Source organism: Acrocarpospora corrugata, from assembly GCF_009687845.1.
Taxonomy (GTDB): Bacteria; Actinomycetota; Actinomycetes; order Streptosporangiales; family Streptosporangiaceae; genus Acrocarpospora; species Acrocarpospora corrugata.
This window is the reverse complement of record NZ_BLAD01000067.1, coordinates 33,258-56,088: the sequence shown is the minus strand read 5'-3', so window position 1 is coordinate 56,088 and position 22,831 is coordinate 33,258. Positions and strand designations below refer to the sequence as shown.

17 protein-coding genes are annotated in these 22,831 nt (G+C 68.5%); 13 read left to right on the top strand and 4 right to left on the bottom strand.

What is annotated here, in order from left to right:
- Positions 1 to 13 precede the first annotated feature (13 nt).
- Both Acor_RS26600 and Acor_RS26595 read left to right on the top strand, forming a co-directional pair.
- Entirely contained in the window at positions 14 to 1,282 is a 1,269-nt protein-coding gene (locus Acor_RS26600; RefSeq protein WP_155339487.1) for a hypothetical protein, read from the top strand.
- Positions 1,282 to 1,929 (top strand): hypothetical protein, encoded by a 648-nt coding sequence (locus Acor_RS26595; RefSeq protein ID WP_155339486.1) that lies wholly within the window; start codon positions 1,282 to 1,284, stop codon positions 1,927 to 1,929. Before Acor_RS26600 ends, Acor_RS26595 begins: the two co-directional genes overlap by 1 nt.
- 177 nt (positions 1,930 to 2,106) lie before the next feature.
- Here the strand turns inward: Acor_RS26595 and metH are convergent, their stop codons facing one another.
- The gene (gene metH, locus Acor_RS26590) at positions 2,107 to 5,709 is read right to left on the bottom strand and encodes a methionine synthase (RefSeq protein ID WP_246239140.1); all 3,603 of its coding nucleotides are present in this window, start codon (positions 5,707 to 5,709) and stop codon (positions 2,107 to 2,109) included.
- 226 nt (positions 5,710 to 5,935) lie between these two features.
- Here metH and Acor_RS26585 point away from each other — a divergent pair, with 226 nt between their 5' ends.
- On the top strand, positions 5,936 to 6,331 hold the full coding sequence (locus tag Acor_RS26585; RefSeq protein WP_155339484.1) for a hypothetical protein: 396 nt from the start codon (positions 5,936 to 5,938) through the stop codon (positions 6,329 to 6,331).
- A gap of 193 nt (positions 6,332 to 6,524) precedes the next feature.
- The gene (locus Acor_RS26580) at positions 6,525 to 8,261 is read left to right on the top strand and encodes an ATP-binding protein (protein ID WP_155339483.1); all 1,737 of its coding nucleotides are present in this window, start codon (positions 6,525 to 6,527) and stop codon (positions 8,259 to 8,261) included.
- Between the two features lie 124 nt (positions 8,262 to 8,385).
- On the opposite strand, the gene Acor_RS26575 is transcribed toward Acor_RS26580, so the two are convergent.
- Positions 8,386 to 9,663, bottom strand: a complete 1,278-nt coding sequence (locus tag Acor_RS26575; protein ID WP_155339482.1) for an esterase-like activity of phytase family protein — start codon at positions 9,661 to 9,663, stop codon at positions 8,386 to 8,388.
- 278 nt (positions 9,664 to 9,941) lie between these two features.
- Here Acor_RS26575 and Acor_RS26570 point away from each other — a divergent pair, with 278 nt between their 5' ends.
- The 4 genes from Acor_RS26570 to Acor_RS26555 are packed head-to-tail and all read left to right on the top strand — an operon-like array spanning position 9,942 to position 14,519.
- A complete protein-coding gene (locus Acor_RS26570) occupies positions 9,942 to 12,251 on the top strand; it encodes a xanthine dehydrogenase family protein molybdopterin-binding subunit (RefSeq protein WP_174876199.1) in 2,310 nt (769 codons plus the stop codon).
- Positions 12,251 to 13,255, top strand: a complete 1,005-nt coding sequence (locus Acor_RS26565) for an FAD binding domain-containing protein (RefSeq protein ID WP_155339481.1) — start codon at positions 12,251 to 12,253, stop codon at positions 13,253 to 13,255. Before Acor_RS26570 ends, Acor_RS26565 begins: the two co-directional genes overlap by 1 nt.
- Positions 13,252 to 13,749: a (2Fe-2S)-binding protein gene (locus tag Acor_RS26560; RefSeq protein WP_155339480.1), complete on the top strand. Its 498-nt coding sequence runs from the start codon at positions 13,252 to 13,254 to the stop codon at positions 13,747 to 13,749. The genes Acor_RS26565 and Acor_RS26560 overlap by 4 nt, the downstream gene beginning before the upstream one ends.
- Positions 13,750 to 13,751: 2 nt before the next feature.
- Positions 13,752 to 14,519, top strand: coding sequence for an SDR family NAD(P)-dependent oxidoreductase (locus Acor_RS26555; protein ID WP_155339479.1), 768 nt, complete (start codon positions 13,752 to 13,754; stop codon positions 14,517 to 14,519).
- Between the two features lie 11 nt (positions 14,520 to 14,530).
- Here the strand turns inward: Acor_RS26555 and Acor_RS26550 are convergent, their stop codons facing one another.
- The gene (locus Acor_RS26550; RefSeq protein WP_155339478.1) at positions 14,531 to 18,094 is read right to left on the bottom strand and encodes a CHAT domain-containing protein; all 3,564 of its coding nucleotides are present in this window, start codon (positions 18,092 to 18,094) and stop codon (positions 14,531 to 14,533) included.
- A gap of 63 nt (positions 18,095 to 18,157) precedes the next feature.
- Positions 18,158 to 18,484, bottom strand: coding sequence for a winged helix-turn-helix transcriptional regulator (locus Acor_RS26545; protein WP_155339477.1), 327 nt, complete (start codon positions 18,482 to 18,484; stop codon positions 18,158 to 18,160).
- Between the two features lie 75 nt (positions 18,485 to 18,559).
- Between Acor_RS26545 and Acor_RS26540 the strand changes: the two genes are divergently transcribed.
- From Acor_RS26540 to Acor_RS26520, 5 genes are all read left to right on the top strand, one after another.
- Positions 18,560 to 19,396 carry an MBL fold metallo-hydrolase gene (locus Acor_RS26540; RefSeq protein WP_155339476.1) on the top strand — a complete coding sequence of 279 codons (837 nt, stop codon included), beginning with the start codon at positions 18,560 to 18,562 and terminating at the stop codon, positions 19,394 to 19,396.
- Positions 19,393 to 20,253, top strand: coding sequence for an alpha/beta hydrolase (locus Acor_RS26535; protein ID WP_155339475.1), 861 nt, complete (start codon positions 19,393 to 19,395; stop codon positions 20,251 to 20,253). Before Acor_RS26540 ends, Acor_RS26535 begins: the two co-directional genes overlap by 4 nt.
- A gap of 42 nt (positions 20,254 to 20,295) precedes the next feature.
- A complete protein-coding gene (locus tag Acor_RS26530) occupies positions 20,296 to 20,874 on the top strand; it encodes a TetR/AcrR family transcriptional regulator (RefSeq protein ID WP_155339474.1) in 579 nt (192 codons plus the stop codon).
- Positions 20,871 to 21,533 carry a maleylpyruvate isomerase family mycothiol-dependent enzyme gene (locus Acor_RS26525; RefSeq protein ID WP_155339473.1) on the top strand — a complete coding sequence of 221 codons (663 nt, stop codon included), beginning with the start codon at positions 20,871 to 20,873 and terminating at the stop codon, positions 21,531 to 21,533. Before Acor_RS26530 ends, Acor_RS26525 begins: the two co-directional genes overlap by 4 nt.
- A 535-nt stretch (positions 21,534 to 22,068) precedes the next feature.
- Positions 22,069 to 22,797, top strand: coding sequence for a hypothetical protein (locus tag Acor_RS26520; RefSeq protein ID WP_155339472.1), 729 nt, complete (start codon positions 22,069 to 22,071; stop codon positions 22,795 to 22,797).
- The last annotated feature ends 34 nt before the right edge of the window (positions 22,798 to 22,831 follow it).

Genomic DNA, 22,831 nt, shown 5'->3' with positions numbered 1-22,831 from the left:
CAAGGAGCTTCTGATGAGTCGAACTCAGCGGAAGGCTATGTGGTGGCGGATCCAGCAGATCATCAACAGCGGCGGCAGCCGACCGGTCGCGTCAGGCCTCGAACTCGAAATGGACTCGGATCCGCGCGGCGGTCCCCTTCCTGAGGAACCCGCCTCGAAGAAAGAGATGGAGGCGCTCCGCAAAGAAGCCTACGAGAACGGCGTCCGCGACGGCAGTTCCGGCATGTACGACGAGTGGAGCCTGTCCACCGGCGGCAAGCCGCCTTACCTGGCCATGATCGACGCCAAGTGCAACGAGGCGCAGGCCCACGAGCGGGTCCGCCATCTGCGGGACGCGCAGCGTCTTGACGAGCGCATCGCCGCCGCCAAACAGGATCTCAAGCAGCACCAGGAACTCGCCGCGCAGAAGGAGCAACAGCGGACGGAGCTGATGGCGGAGGAGAAAGAACTGCAGGACGCGCTAGCCGACCGCGAGAGCGATCATCCGGCGAGCGGGTGGGGGGAGGCCACCCGCAGCCTCACCCGGCGCCGCAGCGCGGCGGTCGCCCGCGTCGCCGTCATGGCTCTGCTCATCGCCGTCGAACTTCCCATACAGTATGCCTCATTCATTTTCTTCGGCGAGAGTCCGGTACTCACCTGGGCGTTCGTCCTGGGAACCGCCGGAGCAATGTTGATCGCACCGCACCAAGCGGGTGGCTGGACACGTCGGCTGACCGTCGAAGGCTGGGCGTCCGCGCTGACGGTGACCACGCTAGTCGTCATGGCCGCCTGGGCGGTGGGCGTCGGCCTGCTCGCGCTGCTCCGAGCCAGTGTGCTGTTCGCCCCCGGCTTCGACGACGCCACCCTCCAGCCGATCGCATCCACGGTCAGCGCGCTTGACCTGAGCCAACCCACGGTGACGCTGCTGTTCGGCGGGCTGCTCACGCTGAGCGGCCTCGTGGCGTTCACCTACGGCTACCTCGGCGAGAACCCCTACGCCGCCAAGCTGGCCGACATCCAGCGCAGGCGCAGCGAGGTGGAGAAAGCGCTGGCCAAGGCCACCGGTCTGCGAGACAGGGATGAACACCTCGCCACCATGGAGAAGACCCTGAACGACCGCCACGAGGAACGATGGCAGGCCCAGATCGCCGCTCGCGGCCACGTCTACGAGGTCTGCTACGCCACATACCTCCAGGCGGTGGCCGCGACCATGCGCAACCCGGCGTTCACCGAATCCTCCAGTCAGTGGCTCGGGCACACCACCATTCGGCCCGGCAGGCCCCCCGCGGCTCGGATCCCCTAGTGGAAATCCGCCTCTTCCTGGCCGGAATAGGCGCCGCCGTATTCCTGGCCGGGATCTTCCAGACCGTGGTCAGGATCGGCGACGCGACGACTCTGGAACCGACCTCGCTCGGCATACGCCTGGCGATGATCGGCATCGGGTTCCTCATGATGGTGGGCTTCGCGATCAGCTGGAGCCGCCGTCCGCGCATTCCCCGGATTTACCGGCTGGCCAGGTTGCTCATATCGGTCGTCATTGGGCTGTTTCTCACACTGGTCGCCGGCGTCGTGGCGTTCCTCGTCGCCTTCAAACTGAGCCAGGACACCAAGATCACGGGCGAGTGGTCCGGGGATCTGGTCTACAAGGGACAGCTGACGAACGAGATTTCGATGGTCATAGACCCTCCGATGGGCGACGACGCGAGAACCGGCTGGCTCACCATCGCTCATATCAACGGATCGTGCTTGTACCGGCTGAACGAGCAGCCCACCGGAAGCCACCAATTCGTCATGGCCCTCCGGCAGGCGGAACCGGCCAACTGCCCACGGGGCAGAGGCCCGGCCCACATCACTTCCAATGGGCGCGGAGGACTTTCCGTGTCAATCAGTGAAAACGACCAGGGTGTCGCCATCGGCGAAGTAGCCCGCAGAGAGATCATGTCCCCCTGACCACGATACGTATTCGAGCGAAGACCATCGTCGACGGCCTCAAGAGCGGCCGCCGGCCCTTCGGCCCACGAGGCGCCCGGTCTACCTCGGTGTCGGCCAACCGGCCCAGAGCAGCCAATTTCACCAGCCGCGCGGCTCGATAGCAGAGGCCGCGCGGCAGGTCAGAAGGTCGTTCCGTTACTTCGGGTCGTATGCCAGGTTGGGGCGGAGCCAGCGTTCCGCCTCGGCCACGGGAACGCCGCGCCGGGTGGCGTAGTCCTCCACCTGGTCGCGGTTGATTCGGCCGACGGTGAAGTAGCGGGAGTCGGGGTGGGCCAGTATCAGGCCGCTCACCGCGGCGGCCGGAGTCATCGCGTACGACTCGGTGAGGCAGATTCCCAGGTCCTCGGCGCCGAGCAGGTCGAAGAGTTCGCGCTTCTCGCTGTGGTCGGGGGTGGCGGGGTAGCCGAGGGCGGGACGGATGCCGCGGAAGCGTTCGGCGTGGAGGTCTTCCATCGCCGGGGCGGCGTCGGGCTCGAACCAGTCGCGGCGGGCGCGCAGGTGGATGTACTCGGCGAACGCCTCAGCCAGGCGGTCGGCCAGGGCCTTCACCATGATGGCGCGGTAGTCGTCGTGTTCGGCCTCGTACCGTGCGGCGAGTTCGTCGGCGCCGTGGATGGCGACGGCGAAGCCGCCGAGGTGATCGTCGGCGGGGGCGAGGTAGTCGGCCAGGCAGCGGTTGGAGCGGCCGGTGGGCTTGGCGGTCTGCTGGCGGAGCATCGGCAGGCGGACGCCGTTGACGACGATGTCGTCGCCTTCGGCGTGGGCCGGCCAGAAGCCGTACACGCCGACGGGCCGGAGTGAGCCGTCGGCGATGATCTGTTCGAGCATCGTGGTCGCGTCGTCGAAGAGTTCGCGGGCTTCGGGCAGGTCGAGGATGGCCGGGTATTTGCCCTTGAGTTCCCAGGCCAGGAAGAGGAACTGCCAGTCGATGAACTCGCGCAGTTCGGTGAGGGACGGCGTCACGGTGCGGACGCCGGTGAAGGCCGGCACGGGCAGGTCGTCGAAGGTGACCGGTGACCGGTTGGCCCGGATCTGGGCGAGCGGGAGCAGCGGCTGGCGGATCCGCGCCTCATGCTGTTCGCGCAGGCGCTTCTGCTCGACCCGGTTGTCGACGGCGAGGGTCGCCGCGCGGTCGTCGTCGAGCAGGTCCGAGACGACCCCGACCACCCGGGACGCGTCCAGAACGTGCAGCGTGACCGAGTTGTACGCGGGGGCGATCCGGACGGCGGTGTGCTGGCGCGAAGTCGTCGCGCCGCCGATGAGCAGTGGTGTCTTGAGGCCGCGCCGCTGCATCTCCGCGGCCACCGAGACCATCTCGTCGAGCGACGGCGTGATCAGCCCGGACAGGCCGATCACGTCGGCGTTCTCGGCGACCGCCGTGTCCAGGATGACCGACGCGGGCACCATCACCCCGAGGTCGATCACCTTGTAGTTGTTGCAGCCCAGCACGACCCCGACGATGTTCTTGCCGATGTCGTGCACGTCGCCCTTGACGGTGGCGAGCACGACGGTGCCCTGCCCGCGCCCGGTGTCCAGGCGCCCTTCCAGCCGGGCCTGCTCCTTTTCGGCCTCCATGTACGGCTCAAGGTAGGCGACCGACCGCTTCATCACCCGCGCGCTCTTCACCACCTGCGGCAGGAACATCTTGCCCGAGCCGAAGAGGTCGCCCACCACCTTCATGCCGTCCATGAGCGGGCCCTCGATCACGTCGAGCGGCCGGACCGCCTGCTGGCGGGCCTCCTCGGTGTCGGCTTCGATGAAGTCCACGATGCCGTGCACCAGCGCGTGCGCGAGCCGCTGCCCGACCGGCGCGTCGCGCCAGGCCAGGTCGACGACGCGGGCGGTGCCGCTCCCGCTCACCGTCTCGGCGAAGGCGACCAGCCGGTCGGTCGCGTCGGCCCTCCGGTCGAACAGTACGTCTTCGACCAGCTCAAGCAGGTCGGCCGGGATGTTCTCGTAAACGGCGAGCTGACCGGCGTTGACGATGCCCATGTCGAGCCCGGCCCGTACCGCGTACAGCAGGAACGCGGAGTGCATCGCCTCGCGGACGACGTCGTTGCCGCGGAAGGAGAAGGACAGGTTGGAGATGCCGCCGCTGGTCCTGGCCCCTGGGCAGCGCTCCTTGATGAGCGGCAGTGCGTCGATGAACGCCTTGGCGTACCCGTTGTGCTCGGCGATGCCGGTGGCCACGGCCAGCACGTTCGGGTCGAAGATGATGTCCTCGGGGGCGAAACCGGCCTGCTGCGTGAGCAGGTCGTAGGCGCGCCCGCAGATGGACACCTTGCGCTCGGTCGTGTCGGCCTGGCCCTGCTCGTCGAAGGCCATCACCACGACGCCCGCGCCGAAGTCGCGGATCCGCCTGGCCTGGGCCAGGAACGGCTCCTCGCCTTCCTTGAGGCTGATCGAGTTGACCACGCCCTTGCCCTGGACGCACTTGAGCCCGGCCTCCAGGACGCTCCACTTCGAGCTGTCCACCATGATCGGGACCCGGGCCACCTCCGGCTCGGTGGCGATGAGGTTGAGGAAGGTGGTCATCGCCTCCTCGCTGTCGAGCAGGTCGGCGTCCATGTTGACGTCGAGCACGTTCGCCCCGCCGCGTACCTGCTCCAGCGCCACGTCGACCGCGCCCTGATGGTCGCCGCCCTCGATCAGCCGCCGGAACCTGGCGGAACCGGTCACGTTGGTCCGCTCGCCGATCATGACGAAGCCGGTGTCGGGGCCGATCGCGAACGGCTCCAGGCCGCTGAACCGGGTGGCGGGGGCCGGTGCCGCGATCTCGCGCGGGGGGAGCCCGGCGACCGCGGCCGCGATGCGCTCGATGTGGGCCGGGGTCGTGCCGCAGCAGCCGCCGACGATGTTGACCAGGCCGGCCCCCGCGAACTCGGCCAGCAGGCCGGCGGTCTCCACCGGGGTCTCGTCATAGCCGCCGAAGGCGTTGGGCAGCCCCGCGTTGGGGTGGCTGGCCACGTAGGTGTTGGCGAAACGTGCAAGTTCGGCCACGTGAGGCCGCATCTCGACCGCGCCGAGCGAGCAGTTCACGCCGACCACCATCGGCTCGGCCCGCTCGATGGAGCGCCAGAACGCCTCGACGGTCTGCCCCGACAGCGTGCGCCCGCTCAGGTCCACGATGGTCACCGAGATCCACAGCGGCAGGTCGGGCGCGACCTCCCTGGCGGCCGCGATCGCCGCCTTGGCGTTGAGCGTGTCGAAGATCGTCTCGACCAGCAGCAGGTCCACGCCGCCCTCGGCCAGCGCCTCGATCTGCTCGGCGTAGGCCGCGCGCACCTGGTCGAAGGTGACCGCCCGATAGGCCGGGTCCTCCACCTTCGGCGACAGCGAGAGCGTGACATTGAGCGGTCCGATGGAGCCGGCCACGTACCTGCCGCCGAACTCGTCGGCCGCCTGCCGCGCGAGCTGCGCGCCACGCACGTTCATCTCCCGCACGTACGCCTCGGCGCCGTAGTCGGCCTGGCCGACGGAGGTCGCGGTGAAGGTGTTCGTGGTGGTGATGTCGGCGCCGGCCGCGAGGTACTGCCGGTGCACGTCGAGAACGAGGTCCGGCCGGGTGAGGTTGAGGATGTCCGGGTCGCCGGTGAGGTCCCGGGGGTAGTCGGCGAAGCGCTCGCCGCGGTAGTCCTCTGGCGCGAGCTTCGCGTCCTGGAGCATCGTGCCCCACGCGCCGTCCAGAACAGCGATCCGCTGGCTCAGCAGGGTCCGCAGCGCACTCGTCCGATCCACAGGCTCCTCCTCCAAAAAATGGCGGAGGCGACCTTGGGAGTTGGTTCCAGCCGAGCGTGGCGGGCTCCCGCCCGTTGCAGCGCCTCTCGACCTGCCGCCAAGAATACCGAAGCCCATGGCCGGATTTCTAATGATCTCTCATCCGAGCCCGTTCACGAGATCATCGGCGTACGGCAACCGCTGCTGTTGTGGTGAAATATGCCGAATGCAGCGTGTGAGGCAGTTGGTGGGCGAGATGTTGGTCTACTGCTTCGCAGTCGTCCTGCTCACCGGTGGGTTCCTGGCCTTCTTCTACACACCCGGCAACCAGATGGTGGCCTACAACGGCTCCTACACGCCGCTCCGGGGCATCCCCATGAGCGTCGCCCACAACTCGATCCTGCATATCAGCTTCGAGGTCCGCGGCGGCCTGCTCATCCGGCAACTCCACCATAACTCCGCGATCCTCCTCGTCCTCGGCGTGATCGTCTGGGCCTTCCTCGGCCGGTTCCGCTGGGCCTTGGCGGTCCTGTGCCTGGCCCTGCCCGCCGTACTCGCCGGCTACGGACCGCCGACGATCTCCTCTCCGGCACCGCCCTGGGCAGACTGCCCACCCCCTGGTGGTACGGCCTGCACCTGCTGACGGCCCTGGCCGTGGGCACCGCGCTGATCATCTCCTCACGACGGGAAGCAGCCGAGCACCCCAGAACACTCCGTCTTGTGGCCCTAAGCCTCGGCCTCACCGCGCTAGCGATCTTCTGGCTCTGAAAGCTGCCCGACTGAGAACCCAACTGAGAAGCGTGCAGAATCGACCACTTCTCAGTTATCGTCACGCCATGGAGCGATCAGAGGTGGACGCGGCACTGCAAGTAGTGGGCAACGGGGTCACCGCCGACTCGCTGGAGTCTGAGACCCTCGACTTCAAGTTGGTCGCCGACTCGCCGAAGACCACCTACACGCTGCTGGCGGACGCGCTGGTCTGCTTCGTCAACGCCGGTGGAGGCACAGTGGTGCTGGGTGTTGACGACAAGGCCACCACGCGGGCGTCGGCACTGCGGGGCGTACCCGCGACCTACGGCCTCGATCAGATCCGTAAGGAGATCTTCGATCGGACCCGTCCGCCCATAACGCCGTTCGTGACTGAGAAGATCGTGGACGATGTGCGATTGATCGCCGTGTCCGTACCCCAGGGAGTCCTCCCCCATTGCAACGGCGCAGGGCTGGCGACCCGGCGACTGGGGAAGGAATGTCTGCCCTTCCCCCCGGATCAGCAACGCGAAGTGATGATCGCACGTGGTCAGGTCGACTGGTCGGCTGAACCTTCCGGGGCCCAGGTCAGCGATCTGAGCCCGGTCGAAATGGGGAGACTGCGCCGACTGCTCGCCACCAGCGGGCGCGACCATCTCGTCGAACTCGACGACCTCGCTCTGATGGGCGCACTCCGCCTGCTCACGCCGGACGGGGCGGTCACCAACGCGGGCGTTGTTCTCCTGGGCGACGAAGCGGTGCTGCGGAAGAAGGTCCCCGGGTATGGATATTCCTACCAATTCCGCCCCACCTCGGGCAGCGAGGCCACTGGCCGGCTCCGCGGGACACGACCGCTGCTGGCAGCCATCGAGACCGTCGCCGACGCGGTGGCCGCACGCCAGGAGATCCACCCGCTCAACATCGCGGGAGGGGTTCAACTACAGCTGACGGATTATCCGCACGACGCCGTACGCGAACTCATCGTCAACGCCTTCATCCATCGTTCTTACGAAACCACGGGAACGGTGGACATCGAGCATGCCCCGGAGCGCCTGATCATCACCAGTCCTGGGGGCTTGGTTGCCGGGGTCACCCCGCAGAACATCTTGACTCATCCCTCCACCCCGCGGAACCGGCTCCTCACGGAGACCATCTCCATTCTTCAACTCGCTGAGCGTACCGGTCAGGGTATTGATCGGGCCTATCGGGAGATGCTCCGCATCGGCAAGGAGCCGCCGACCTTTGAGGACACCGGCACCATGGTCCGCGCGGCCCTCCCCGGCGGGATCGGCAACGACGCATTCGTACGGTTCATCAACGAGCTTCCCGTCAGGGCCGCACGTGACGTCAACGTCTTGCTGGCACTGTCCCGACTCCGGTCGAGCAACAGCATCGACGCCATACACCTCGGCACGCTCATTCAGCGCCCCGCGCCCGAAGCCCAGGAAGTTCTCTCGGCGATGTCAGAGGAATACCACCTCATCGAGCCGACAAGGCGCACGGCGAGCAAGCCGTTCCCTTCGTATCGCCTGCTGTCCGCGACAGTGGCCGCCATGTCCCGCGCGATCACGTATGCGCGGAGGGACATCGATGAGATCGACCAGAAGGTCATCGACCATGTCAACGAGTACGGCTACGTGACCAATCGCACGCTGCAACGCCTCTTCGATATTCACATGTACGCCGCTCGCGATCTCCTCGACAAACTGAAGAAACGTCAGGTGCTGGTGAAGCTCAGCGACGCTCGCGGGGGCATCGGAATCCGCTACGGACTCGGTCCGCACTTCCCCAAGAACACGCGCAGGACCGGCGGCGATGCGACGTGACCTGACAGATCCGACCATGGTGCCGGAACGTGGACCCGACGTCCCGGCCACAGGATCGCGATTCACGGCTGAGACAGCGAAACCCTGCCTCCCGGGCTGGAAGGCAGGGTATCTCCGTACAAGTTCAGCGGAGGGGCTTGGGGAGGCGGATGGTGACGATGCGGCTCTTTACCCCGGAGTCGATCAGGCGGCCGTCTGTGCCGAAGTCGCCCAGGCCGAAGTCGTTGTCGTTGGCGACGACCAGGGTGCGGGGGTCGAGCAGGGCGATGCCCTCGACCTTGCCGGGGAGGGTGGGGGCGACCACGGAGAGGTCGACGATGAGGGACTTGGGGGCGGGCTTGACGGTGGTCAGGTCGGTGAGGGCTTCCAGCGAGGGGGTGGTGGCGGCGTTGTCGTAGCGGCCGCCGAGGAGGTTCTTGGCCTTGGCGAGGTTGATCTGGTAGATCCGGGCGACGTTGTCGGTGCGCTCGTCGACGAGGAGGCGGTCGCCGCCGATGTGGGCGAGGCCGGAGATCTTCATCTGGCTCTGGTCGCCGTTGACCTTCGGATCGAAGGTGGTGACGTCCTCGAACTGGTAGGCGTACTCGCCGGTGACCCGGCCGCGCCGGATGTCGAAGGTGAGGATACGGGCGATCCGGGATTTGTCGCCGACGGCCTTGGTGGGGTTCTGCAGCGGGCTCTGGACGGCGAGGTAGAGCGTGTTGCCGTTGATCGTCAGGCCCTCGAAGCCGCGGTTCTGCGGGCGGGTGGCGAGGATGGCGGGGAGCACGGGCTTGACCGGGTAGTCGGCGCCGGTCAGGTTGAGCCCGGCGGGGACGTACCGCGCGATCACCATGCCTCTGGCGGAGACGTGCAGGAGGGACGGGCTGTACTCCTCGACCAGCCAGAAGTCCCCGTTCCGCGCCCGGACGATGTCCTCGGCGTCCACCCCGCTCGGGTTGTACGGCAGCGCGGTCAGACCATCCCACGTGTACGGAAGCTCGTCGTGGCCGGGCTGGTTCGAGACGCCGGTGATCTGCTTGCCGGAGCGGCCGACCAGCGGGATGTACTTCTTGATCTCCACACCGAACCGGGTCGCCACCTGGACGATCGCGGGCGTGAACTCGGGGATCGGGAAGGTGCGGCGCTTCTCGCCGTTGACCGTGGGCTGGCCGTTGGGGCCGCGGTCGGTGACCATCCAGAAGTCGCCCCGGCGCGAGGCAGGGTAGAGGCCGCTGCCGACGCCGCCCAGGTTGATCCCGCGGTCGTCCTGGATCGAACTCTGGAGTTCGCCCAGCGGCATGGTCGGGAAGGTCACGTCCTTGATGACGACCGGCTTCTGGGCGGGGTGGGCCGTTGCCGTACCGGGGATGGCTAGGGTCGCGGCGGCCAGGGCGAGGCAGGCGAGGGCGGGACGGAGCATCGGCGTGCCTTTCGTGCATTCAGGATCAAGTCAGCGAGCCTGAACTTACTGACGCCAGAAGACCTCCGACTGAAGCGACCCTAAACGACCGGCACGGTAAAGAGAATTCCGCCGGAACAAAGGATTTCTCTAACGTGAACCGAGCCTCTCCAAAATTCGCGTCAACGGAGTTTTCGCAGGTCAGATGGTAGGCTGTGCGCATAACTCCGCTCCGAACTATTTAACGTCGGACGAGCGCTATCGCGGCAATAGGTCGGGTCCGGCTCTGGGGGTCCGCTGTGAAGCTATGGACCAGACGCGAGGACGCGCGACTGCTCACCGGCCACGGCCGGTATGTCGCCGACCTGGTGGTGCCGGGCTGTCTGGACGCGGCGTTCGTCAGAAGCCGGGTCGCGCACGGCCTCATACGCGAGGTGGACTGCTCGGCCGCCCGGGAGGTGCCGGGAGTGGTGGGGGCCTGGTCGGCAGCGGATCTGTCGGAGTTGCCCGTGTGCGCGAACGAGGCCGCGCATCTTCAGGATCTGCCGCCGGTGCCGCGCACGATGCTCGCGAAGTTGTCCACCGAGGACGCGGTCAACGGGCGTGAGTGGCCGTCGCTGGCGAAGGACCGGGTGCGGTACGCGGGAGAGGCCGTCGCGGTCGTCCTCGGGGAGGACCGCTATCGGGCCGAGGACGGGGCGGCTGAGGTCACCTATCGGATCGATCCGCTGCCTGCCGTGGTCACGCCCGCCGCCGGTGCGGCCGACTCGGTTTCGCTGTTCGACGGGCTGAGCAACGTCGCGTTTCGTGGGACGGCGGGTGAGCCGATCGAGGAGGTGGTGTGGCGGCGGGCGGCGGCCGTGGTGGAGGCGCGGTATCGCCAGCAGTTGCTGTTGCCCACGCCGATGGAGTGCAGGACCATCCTGGCCGTGCCGGAGGACGGGCGGTTGACGGTGTGGTCGGGGCATCAGATGCCGCATCGGTTGCGGCTCGAACTGGCCAAGTCGCTGGGCTGGCCGGCCGAGCGGGTGCGGGTGGTGGTGCCCGATACCGGGGGTGCGTTCGGGTCGAAGAGTGCGACCTTTCCCGAGTATGTCGCGGTGGTCTTTCTGGCGGTGAAACTTGGGCGGCCGGTGCGGTGGATCGAGGATCGGATGGAGTCCATGAGTGTCGCCACTCGGGGGCGGGGGCAGGATCAGCGGGTTCGGCTCGCGGCCGACGAGGATGGGCGGTTGCTCGCGTACGAGCTGGAGATCGATGCGGATGTGGGCGCTTATCCCCATCTCGGGGTGGGTTTGCCGATGCAGACGGCCTGGATGGCGACCGGGCCGTACATGACGCCGCGGGTGCATGCCACTGTGCGGTCGGTGCTGACCAACACGATGGTGACTTATCCGTACCGTGGTGCTGGGCGGCCGGAGGCGACGGCGGCCCTGGAGCGGTCGATGGACGTGCTGGCGCGGCGGTTGGGGCTTGATCCGGCGGAGTTGCGGCGGCGCAATCTCATTCCGCCGGAGAGCTTTCCATACCAGACTCCGACGGGGAGGCGCTACGACAGCGGGAACTATGCCGCCGCGCTCGAACTCGCCCTGGAGACCATCGGGTATGACGCCTGGCGGGCCGAACAGGCGCGGCGGCGGGCGCGGCCGGACGCGCTGCCGCTGGGTATCGGCCTGGCCTGTTACGTCGAGCGTTCCGGCGGAGAACCGGGCGGGTTGCATGATTTCGCCGGTGTCGAAGCGGATGAGGATGGCGCGATCATCGCGCACTGCGGTGCGGCCTCCAGCGGGCAGAGCCATGAGACGACATTTCCGGCGCTGGTGGCCAGGACCCTCGGCGTCGATGAGTACCGGGTCCGGCTGGTCGAAGGTGACACTGACGCGCAGCCCGAAGGGCTGGGCTCGTTCGCGAGCCGGTCGGCGCAGGTGGATGGGGCTGCCCTGCAAAACGCCGCCTTGCTGTTCGCGGAGCGGGCGCGCGAGCGGGCGGCGGAGCTGTGGGGGGTGCCGGTCGAGGAGGTCGAATGGTCCGGCGGCACGCTTTACCCCGTCCGGGATGGCTCGGCTGGCATGGATCTGACCGAGCTTGTGAAGGCGACTGGCCCGCTTCGGGTGCACGAGCGATTCGAGTCGGGCATGGGGTTCCCGTTCGGCGCTCACGCCGCCGTCGCCGAGATCGATACGGAACTTGGCGTCGTCCGGGTTCTGCGGCTGGTCGCCGTCGACGATTCCGGAGTCGTGCTCGATCCTGCGGTGGTGCGTGGGCAGGCGTTCGGGTCGGCCGTGCAGGGGATCGGTCAGGCTTTGTACGAAGGCATCCCGTACGGCGAGGATGGGGTGCCCCTGATGGCCAACGGCCTGCTGGACTACTTGGTCCCCACCGCCAGCGAGATCCCGCCCATCGAGATCAAGGACACCTGCACGCCGAGTCCCAGCACGCCGCTGGGCGCGAAAGGGGCGGGCGAGTCGGGCTGTATCGGCAGTCCGGCGGCGATCGTCAACGCCGTCGCCGACGCGCTCCAGATCGCCGATCCGGATCTGCTGCAGATGCCGCTCACGCCCGATGTCGTCTGGCGGGCGGCGCGCGCGCCGAAGTACGAGGAGGCCTGATGAAGCCCGCCGCCTTCGACTACGTCGCGCCGCACACAGTGCGAGAAGCCGTGGACGCCCTCGGGGACACTTGGCGCGACGTCCGGGTTCTCGCCGGCGGCCAGAGCCTGATCCTTGAGATGCACATGCGGCGGATTTGTCCGGATTTGGTGGTCGATATCAACCACGTCGCCGGGCTCGACCGTATCGGTCTGGACGACGGCACTGTGCGGGTCGGCGCTCTCGTCCGACACCAGGTCTTCGAGTCGCCGCAGGCAGTGCCGGGGCCGCTCGGCCGACTCTGCGCGAATGCCGTCGTCAACATCGCCCATCCGCCCATCCGTACCCGGGGAACCTTGGTGGGCAGCATCGCGTGGGCGCATCCCGCGTCGGAATGGTGCGCCATCGCCGTGGCGCTGGACGCCGTGATCGAAGTGCGAAGCTCCGGTGGGGTACGCGAGATCGCGGCCCGTGACTTCTTCCTCGGCCCACTCCAGACGGCACGCGCGCCTGACGAGATCATCACCTCGGTACGGTTTCCGCTGCTGGGGGGCTCCACGGGGGTGGGTTTCGTCGAACATCGGCGGACGCATTTCTGCTTCGCTCAAGTGGCCGTGGCGGCGGCGGTCACCGTACACGACGGGCTGATCGTCGACGCGCGGATCGGGCTGGCCAACTGCGCCGACCGGCCGGTGCGCGCCCGCGCCGCCGAGCGGGTGTTGATCGGCGCCGATGTGTCGGCGGCCAACGACCATCCGTTTGCCGACGCGGCCCTAGCGGGGGACCACCAGCCCGTCGACCATCCATTCGGCGACGCAGACCTCGCGGGCAACCGCCTACCCGCCGACCATCCGTTCGCCCGTGCGGGTCGCGCCGCCGCCGACGAGGACGCCGCGCCGGTCGACGAGCCTTATGCGGACCCGGAATACCGGCGCCAGGTCATCGCGGTTCTGGTCGGCCGGACGCTCCGCCAGGCGGTGGCGGACTGGCGGTCGCATGCCGAACCCGAAGGAGGTCTGCGATGAACATCACGCTCACGGTCAATGGGGACGACTATCCGCTCGACGTGGAACCGCGCCGGGTCCTGGCTGACGCGCTGCGCGAGGACTGCGGGCTCACCGGCACGCATCTTGGCTGCGAGCACGGGGTCTGCGGCGCGTGCACGGTGCTGGTCGACGGTGAAGCAGTCCGGGCTTGCCTGATGCTGGCCGTACAGTGCGACGGCGCGGCGGTGCGGACAGTGGAAGGGCTGGCGGGGCCGGACGGGGAACCGCATCCGCTGCAGAGGGCCTTTTCCGCCGAGCATGCCCTGCAATGCGGTTTCTGCACTCCCGGGTTCCTGATGATCGCCGCCGGGGCCCTGGAATCCATCGGCGACGATCCAGAACTCGTAGATCGCCTGGTCGAGTCCAACATCTGCCGGTGCACCGGCTACGAACCCATCCGGCGCGCGATCATGCGCGCCGCGACCGACTGCCCGCCCGCATCCGACCGTTCGCCCACATCCGAAGGGAGCTGATCATGGCCACTCCTGTGGTTCTCGTCACCGGCGCGCTCACCGGCATCGGTCGTGCCGTGGCCGTCGCCTACGCTCGCGAGAGCGCGAACCTCGTCGTCTCCGGACGGCACGAGGACGCCGGCGTCGAACTCGCCGACGAGTTGGGCAAGCTCGGTGCGCAGGCCGAGTTCGTCCAGGCCGACGTACGCCGCGACAAGGACATGAGCCAACTCATCGATCGCACCGTCGAACGTTTCGGGCAACTGGACATCGCGGTCAACAACGCCGGCACCGCGGGCACCCCGGGACCGGTCACGGACATCACCGACGAAAGCTACGCGGCCGTCTTCGACACCAACGTCCTGGGCACGCTGCTGAGCATGAAACACGAGTTCCGCGCCATGCTGCCGCAGGGCGGTGGCAGCATCGTCAACGTCAGCTCCACGTACGGGGTGATGGGCTTTCCCGACGCAACTCTCTATGTCGGCAGCAAGCACGCCGTCGTCGGCATCACCAAGGCGGCCGCGCTCGAAGGCGCCGCCCACGGCATCCGCGTCAACGCCATCGCGCCCGGCTTCACCCAGACCGCCTTGTACGAGAACTTCACCGGCGGCGACGACACCCGCGACGCCGTCAACTCCGTCCTGCCCATGCACCGCCCCGGCAAGCCGGAGGAGGTGGCCGCGGCCGTCCTCTACATGGGCTCCGACAAAGCCTCCTACCTCACCGGCCAGACCATCGTCCTGGACGGCGGCCTCACGGCCGGCTGGCCTCTATTTCCCGTCGGCTAGCCCTGGGGCGTTCAGGGACCAATATGGAGGTACGGGGCCCAGATTTCCGGCATGTCCGGATGGGCCGCGCGTAAGGCGTTCACGGCTCCGTGCAAGGCATGGGCCACCTCCGCTGAACCCGGGGCCGAGCCGCCGAGGCGCGTGTAGAAGTCGCCCGCGACCGCCCGTGCCGTGTGGTCGGCGATCGGCCACAGGGTGGCGATGACATGCCGGTACCCGGCGACCTGCAGGGCCGCCGCCGGATGCACGGCCTCATCCGGTACCCCGCCGCCGCCGATCGCGGTACTGCAAGCCGACAGGTAGGCCAGTTCGGCGTGGGGCAACCGCTGCTCCGCGATCTCCAGTACGGGCAGCGGCCCGTCGTACAGGCACAGCGCGCCTTTCGCGGGGTCGCGCAGGTCCTGGCGGCCGTGGCAGGCGAAGTGCGACCACTCGTGCCGGGCGAGCAGCCTGAGCACCGCCTCCCGGGTGGCCTCACCGTCCCGCAGCACGGTCGCGCCGCCAGGGAGCGCGCTGACCTGCGCCACCTCCGCCGCGACACCGGGAAGCCGGGACGGCCGACCCTCCGGATAGGCGTCTGCGCGGTACTCGGAGACGCCGACCACGCAACGCCGTACCGGCGGGGCGGGTGGCCTGTTCCCGGCGCGCACCAGCGCGGCGAGCGACGGCGTATAGGAGGAGACGACCCGGTCGGGAACCGAGTCGGGCGCGCGCAGGCCAGCCGCGTGCAGCGGGAGGAAGGTCAGGGCGCCGGTCGGGCACCACCACAACCGGGCCGCCGGGGCTTCGGCGATAGCCGGAAAGGACAGCACCGGCTCGGCGACCGCCTCCCACAGCCAGGCGAGCATCGCGGTGAACGTGTCACGCAACACGAACCGGGCGCTGGCCCATTCCAGTCCGTAGAGCAGGAGATTCGCCCGTTCGACGACGTCCTCCTCGGTGAGCCGGGGCAGCGGCACGACCTCGACGCCACCGGTGGTGACGACCAGGGCGTCACATCGGAACCGGCTGACGTTCACCACCACCACCGGCCCCCCGCTCGCCCCGGCACAGAGTTCGGCGGCGGAGTACGGCCGCAGGAACCGCTCGAACCCCGGCAACTCCGACACCTGCCGGGCGAGTTCGTCCCACTCCTCGACCAGCCGCCTGCGCGTGGTGGCGGCCTGCCGCTCCGCCGATCCCCCATCGAGTCGCGCCCGAACATGATCAAGCCGGGCGGCCAGGTCGGGTTCAGCCTCCCGCAGCGCGCTCAGATCGGCGCGCACCCGCAGATCCTGGGCCCACAGCACGGTACGCCCCTGCTCAAGCAGTTCCAACGCCCGATCGGGCCGGCCCGCCATGATGGCCCACGCGGCGGCCTCGCTCGCCAGGCCGTGCCCCTGGCTGAGCCTTTCCTCCCGGATGCCGCGATCCAGGCCGGGCCAGGCCAGCAGCGGCAGCAGGCCGACCGCCGCCGCGTAGGCGTCGACCGCGAGTTCCGCGTCCGCCTCCTCGGTCGCGGCGAAGGCCCAGGTCCTGGCGGCGCGCAGGCGCGTGGTGACGTCACCGGTCGCGATGCCGGCCGCCTGCCGCCACGCCGACACCGCCTCGCGCAGGTCGTGCGGGGCGCGGGTGACGGTGAAACGGGCGTGCAGGGCCAGCCCGCTCATGAGGTGGAGGCGGGCTCGCACCGGATGTTCGGGCGGGCAGACGCGCAGCGCCGCACGCAGCAGATCGATCGACTCCGCCAGGTCGCCCTCATCGCCGGTGTGCGAGTGGCGTTGGAGCAGCGCGAAACCGAGACCGGCGATGGCGGCGGGACGATCAGGCAGTGGCGTCTCCAAGGCCAGCCCTTGCCTCCCGAGCAGGATCGCCTCGTCCAAATCCGCTGGGTTTCCGTCCCGTTCGTACCGGGCGCGCAGTCCGTTGGCCAGATTCATCAGTGGGTACGCGCGCAGCGGCTGGCCGGCCTGTGATTCCGCGAGCATGACCCGGTGGACCGCGATGGCCTCATCCAGGCTCCGGCCGCCGGAATCGGTGTCCGCGGACGTCATGAGCGCGTTTCCGAGGCTGTTCAGTGCTGTCAGCCGGGAAAGCGGATCGGTGGCCTCTTCCGTCAGGGCCGCCCGGCCGAGGCTCACCGCCGCGTCCAGATCGGCCGCGTCACCGGCGAGTTCGTACCGCAGCCGCAGCGAGGTGCTCAGCATGCCCAGGCTTCGCACCCGGTCGTGATCTCCTGGCCGCGCCAGCGCGTCCTGGTACGCGTGGATCGACTCGTCGAGGTGCGCGAGGCTGCCGGTCTCCTCGTAGCTCATCTGCAGGTGGGAGCCGAGTTCGGCGAGGCGGTCCGCGAGCCGCGCGTCACCGGCCGGGGTGGCCTGGACCGTGTCGCGGAACGCGGTGAGCGCCGCCTGGCGGTCGGCGGGGTCCCCGGCCTGCCGGAACCGGCTGAACAGCAGACTTCCCAGGGTGGACAGCACGAGGCCGCGCGATTCGTCCCCTGGCGGCAGGGCCTGCTCGGCCGCCCGGAGCGCCTCGATCGCGGCGCTCTCCTCGCCCGGCTCTGCGGTCCTTTTGAACCGGGCGCTCCGGGCCAGACCGAGCGCGAGCAGCGCTACCACCCGGACGGGCCGATCGACGGGGTCAGGCCCGAGCGCGGGGGTGAGTTCCCGGATGGCCTCGTCCAGATCGTCGTCCCGGGCCAGGCGGGTGAACCTGTCGTACAGGCTCTGGCCGAGAATCAGTCGGGCCTTCAGCTGGTCCGGGGAGCCAGGTTCGAACAGGTCCGCCGATTCCCGGCAGGCGGCGATGATCTCGTCGTCGTCGCCCGCGTCGGCCCGGCTGCGGAGGGTCAGAACCAGAGTGAACAGGACGACGCCCCTGGCCGGGTGCCCCGGCGCGGCCTCGGCGACCGAGGCCCGGGCCGTGCGCACCGCCTCCTCGATGTCGCCGGCGGCTTCGTGGCGCTCGAAGCGGCTGCGCAGCGTGAGCGCCAGGCTGGACAGGCAGGGGGCCCGGTCGGGGTCACCGGCCGGGATCTCCGCCGCGGCCGCTCGCCCCAGCCGCACGGCCTCCTCCAGGTCCGCGGGATCGCCCTGCCGGCCCTGAAGGTCGAGCCGGGTGCGGAGCACGGTGCTCAGCTTCCACTTGCGCACGGGCAACATCGGGTCGCCCGATGGACTGTCCGATACGGCCCTCCGGAAGGCCAGGAGCGCGTTGTCCAGGTGGGATGCGTCGCCGGTGCGCTGGAATTCCTGGAAGAGGGTGACGCCCACGTCGGCGAACACGTCCGGGTCGTACTCAGGTTCCAGTGCCTCGGCCACTTCGGGTGGGACCAGTTCAGGCGCGACCTTCTGGATTTCGGCGTACAGCTCCAAGGCGATGGCCAGGTCGCTGGCGTCCCCGGAGTGGAACATCGCGTATCTGACCCAGTGGAAAAGCGCGACGACCGTGACCGTGTCGACGTCCATTCCCCGGGCGGTGGCCGCCGCCGACCACAGCGTCCGTACCTCGGCCATGGCTTGTTCCGACAGGACCCGGGAACCGTCATCGGCCGCCACGGCCTGCTGGATGCGCGTGGTAACGGATACGCGCAATTCATTCGTGGTACGCCGTCGAAATCGCACCGCACTCCGTCCAGGTCGGCCCGCTTAGTGGGGCTAAGCGTGTTCCACCGCCCACGCGCAGATCGCTGAGAGCGGTTCCTGCAACGTTTTGCCGAGGGGAGTAAGGGCGTATTCGACATGCTGGGGAGCGGTGTCCTTGAGGACTCGGCGTTCGACCAGGCCGTCGTCTTCCATGCCGCGCAGGGTCTCGGTCAGGACCTTTTGTGTGATGCCGGGCAGCCTTCGGCGTAGGTCGGCGTGGCGTTGCGGGCCGGCGAGCAGTCCGTAGATGAGCAGGACGCGCCATTTGGCGGCCAGCCGCTCCAGCGCCTGCCGGGTCGCACAGCTTTCTTCCATGACGTCGGGTATCACCAGTGCCATGGGTTCCCCCGTACGGAAGGGCACTTCGAAGTGCCTTCTGGCCGGATCAAGATCAGGGCTCCTAATGTCCGGTTCATGACAGAGCTTAAGGTCCACACGTACACCGCGGCAGAGCCCGGGATCTTCGTAAACAGTTATCTGCTGGAAACGGCGGACGGCGTGGTGCTAGTTGACGCCGGGCTGCTGGTGTCGGACGCGAAGGCGTTGGCCGCCCGGGTCGCGGCGTTGCGCGCGCCGCTGGTGGCGGCGTTTGTGACGCATCCGCATCCGGACCACTTCAACGGGCTGCCGTACGTGGTCGGCGATGACGTGCCGGTGTACGCGACGACGGCGGTCGCCAAGACGATCGAGCAGACCGCGGTCGCCAAGCGGGAACAGTGGCAGCCGACGTACGGCGCGGAATGGCCGGATCGGTTCCGGGTGCCGGATCGCCAGCTGGACGGTGGTGGCGTCGTGGACGTCGCCGGGCTGCGGATTCAGGTGCACGATCTCGGGCCCGCCGAGAGTCACGCCGACTCTTATCTGCTCGTCGAAGCCGGCGGGGAGCGGGTCGCCTTTATCGGGGACATCGCCTTCGACGGCGTACATTCCTACACCGCGGATGGTCATTCGGGCGCGTGGCTGGATGTGCTCGATCGCCTGGTGGGCGAGCTGGCCGGGATGCGGTTGTATCCGGGGCACGGCGCGTCCGGTGATGTCGGGCTGCTCACCCGGCAGCGGCAGTACCTGCTGATGTATCGCGAGGCGGTCGGGCGGCTGGCCGCGGGTGCGGCGGAGCTGAGTGACGCGCGGAAGCAGGAGCTGGAGAGCGCCATGACCCGCTTCCTGCCCGACGCGCCCCTGGGCTGGCTGGTCAGCCTGGGCGCGGACGCCGTCGCCACCGAACTAACGGTTTCTGGGGATATTTCATGACACGCATCGTCTTCGAGAGCGAAGGCATCACGCTGGTGGGCGAACTTCGGGTCCCGGATGGGGACGGTCCGCACCCCGCCGTGGTGCTCACCGGGCCGTTCACGGGGGTGAAAGAGCAGGTCGTCGGCACGTACGCCGAGTTGCTCGCCCAGTCCGGATTCGTCACCCTCGCCTTCGACCACCGGGGTTTCGGGGAAAGCGGCGGGCGCCGCCAGCACGAGGACAGCCAGGGCAAACTGGCCGATCTGAGGGCCGCGGTCGGGGCGCTGGCCAACCGGCCGGAGGTGGATCCGGCCAGAGTCGGCGTGGTCGGCGTCTGCCTCGGCGGCGGCTACGCGGTACGGGCTGCCGCCGGGGATCCCCGCGTTAAGGCGGTGGCAGGCATCGCGGGCGCGTACAACAGCCCGGCGCACATGGCGAAGGACGTCGACTCCTACCGGTCCGCGCTCGCCAGCTTCCTCGACCGGTACAACGAGTACCTGCCCGCGGTGACGCCCGGCATCGGCGATGCCGCCATGCCAGGCGACGAGCCGTACGCCTATTACGGCACCGCACGGTCCGCCTCGCCGCACTGGCGCAACGAAGTCACCAGAGGATCACTCCACTCGCTGATGACCTTCGACGCACTCGGCGCGGCGGAGCTCCTGGGCGCCACCCCGCTATTGATCGTCCACGGCAGAACCGACGCGTACTGCTCCCCGGAACTGGCTCGGGAACTGCACGAGCGCGCGCCCGGCGAGAAGGAGATCCTCTGGCTGGACGCCACCCAGCACATCGACCTCTACGACGTGGAACCGTACGTCACGCAGGCCGCTCAGACGTCCGCCGACTTCCTCCACCGACACCTCAAGCCATAACAACTATTGTAGTCTTTCTGACTACTATCGTAGTATCGCAGCATGGCGACCCGACGCGAGGTCCTGCTCGACACCTCGATATCCGTCCTGGGTGAGCGCGGTATCCACGCGCTCACCCATCGGGCTGTGGACACCGCCGCCGGACTACCGGCCGGCTCCGCCTCCAACCACTTCCCCACGCGGGATGCCCTGCTCGATGCGGTGGTGGAGCGGTTCTCCGCGCGAGAGCGGGCCAACTGGGAGGAACTCGCGGCGAAGACGTACCCGCGCACGCCCCAGGAACTGGCCCAGGCGCTGGCCGTGTTCGCCCAGGAGGCCACCGGCCCAAACCGGACACTCACCCTGGCTCGGTACGCGATCCTGATCGAGGCCGGCATCCACCCGTCGCTGCGGCCACAGCTCCTCGCCACCGGCGCTCGGGTCAACACCTGGGTGCTGAACTGGCTGCGCTTCGCCGGCTCCACCGATCCCGAACGCGACGGGCCGATCATCATGAACCACTGGACCGGGATCGTCCTGCACGAACTGGCCATTCCGGACCCCGCGTTCGACCCCTATCCGCAGATCGCGACGCTGGTCGCCAGCGTCATCCGCCCGCGAGCCACGGAGGTGCCGTCATGACCAGCAATTCACTCGTCCTCGACCGCGACCACATCTGGAAGGCGATCGACGTACAGCGGACGAACGTGACCGGCCTGCTCGAAGACCTCTCCGCCGACGAGTGGCGGCAGCCGTCGTTGTGCGCGGGCTGGACCGTACGGGACGTCGCGGCCCACCTGACCCTCCAGCAGGTCGGTCCCGGTGGCGCGATGGGAATGATCTTCAAGTGGCGCGGCAGCATGGACCGGACGATCCAACACGCCGCCCGCCAGCGCGCCGCCGCGCTGACCACCGAACAGATCATCGCCCAGATCCGCGACACGATCGGCTCGCGCCGACACAACTTCGGCGTCACCTACCTGGAAACACTCTCCGACATCCTCGTCCACAGCCAGGACATCGCCATCCCCCTCGGCCGCCATCTCGACATGCCGGCCGACGCCGCGTCCGTCGCGGCCACCCGACTGCTGTCGATGCGCTGGCCGCCCCCGCTGCCCTCGGCCCGAAAGCTGGCCGGATTCCGCCTCGTCGCAACCGACACATCCTGGTCCACCGGCGACGGCCTGGAGGTCCAAGCTCCGATGTCCGCACTCCTCCTGGTGTGCTGCGGACGCCTCACCGCCCTACCCCAACTATCCGGCCCAGGCGCCGCAACCCTCACGGCCCGCCTCTTGGCCTAGCTCGGCCGAGAACTGCCGGGCGTGCCGCGCGCCTGTGATCGTGCGGCATATGCTGCGCTCAAGGGATGGCTGTGTGCAGCACGCGATACGCCCATCGAGAAGATTTGGCCGATATGTCCGATTTCTTGAAAGTGCCTGAATTCCACACCTGTGGCCGATAATCCTGCAGGTCAGGCAGTGTGCTCCCCACGCATGCGGCGATGGTCCCAGGCCAGCCGGTCGGCGATCGTGGACCGGCTGTCCTCCGTGTGTACGCCCACATGATGCCCGGCTCCCACGACCGCGCCCGGAAGGCCATCAACGACCGCGTGTTCCAGCCGCGCGTGATTTCTAGCAGGCCAAGTCTCGACGTCGCAGGTTGCTCTCTCTAGTACGGCGCGCCGCCATTTCATCGACTTCATTGACGATGGACACCTGGCCTCCTTCCGCTTGCGACAACTTCTCGGAAGCAGCCGTCCATATTGACATCATCGCTCCTAAGAGAGAGCATTGCTCTCGAAACAGAGCGATGATTCGCCATTATGGGAGGCCTGACATGACCGCCGTTCCCCCCGCACGCCCGACCGCCCTGTCCCTCGTCGGGGCCGGAATCCTGTTCCTGCTGTATCCGGTGGTCCGGCCCTACTCGGACGAAACGTCGGCGGCCGGGGCGCAGGCGATGGCCTCGTCCGCCTGGATGGCCGCCCACCTGTTCGCCGTGGCCGGGTTCATCCTGCTGACGCTGGGCCTGCTGGGCCTGTACCTCGTGCTCGGCCAACGCCTCGCGCTGCGCGCCGCCATCACAGCCTGGATCGGCGTGGGGCTCACGCTGCCCTATTACGGCGCCGAGATGTTCGGCCTGAACGTCATCGCCGGGCGCGCCGTGCGCGACCGGGACGCCTCGCTGCTGCAACTGGCCGACCAGTTCCGGTACGGCCCGGCCGCGATCACCATGTTCGGGGCCGGGCTCGTGCTGCTCGCCGTCGGCGCGGTCATGGCGGCGGTGGCGGTCTGGAGGTCGGGCGCGCTTCCGCGCTGGAGCTCGGTCCCGCTCGCGGCCGGCTTCGTCCTGTTCCTACCGCAGTTCTTCGGCACGCCCGCGCTGCGCATGGCGCACGGCGCACTGATCGCGGTGGGCGGCGTCTGGCTCGGCCTCGCACTCTGGCGGGCGCGCCGCGCCCCGTTCCCGCAGACCGCCGAGTGGACCGGCGATCAGGAGGGGTCGAACGCCTCGGCCAAGCCGCGGCGGGCCTCGTCCATCGAGCCGTCACCCGATCGCAGATGATCGAGGTTCATCTCCACGTCCGGCATGCCACATG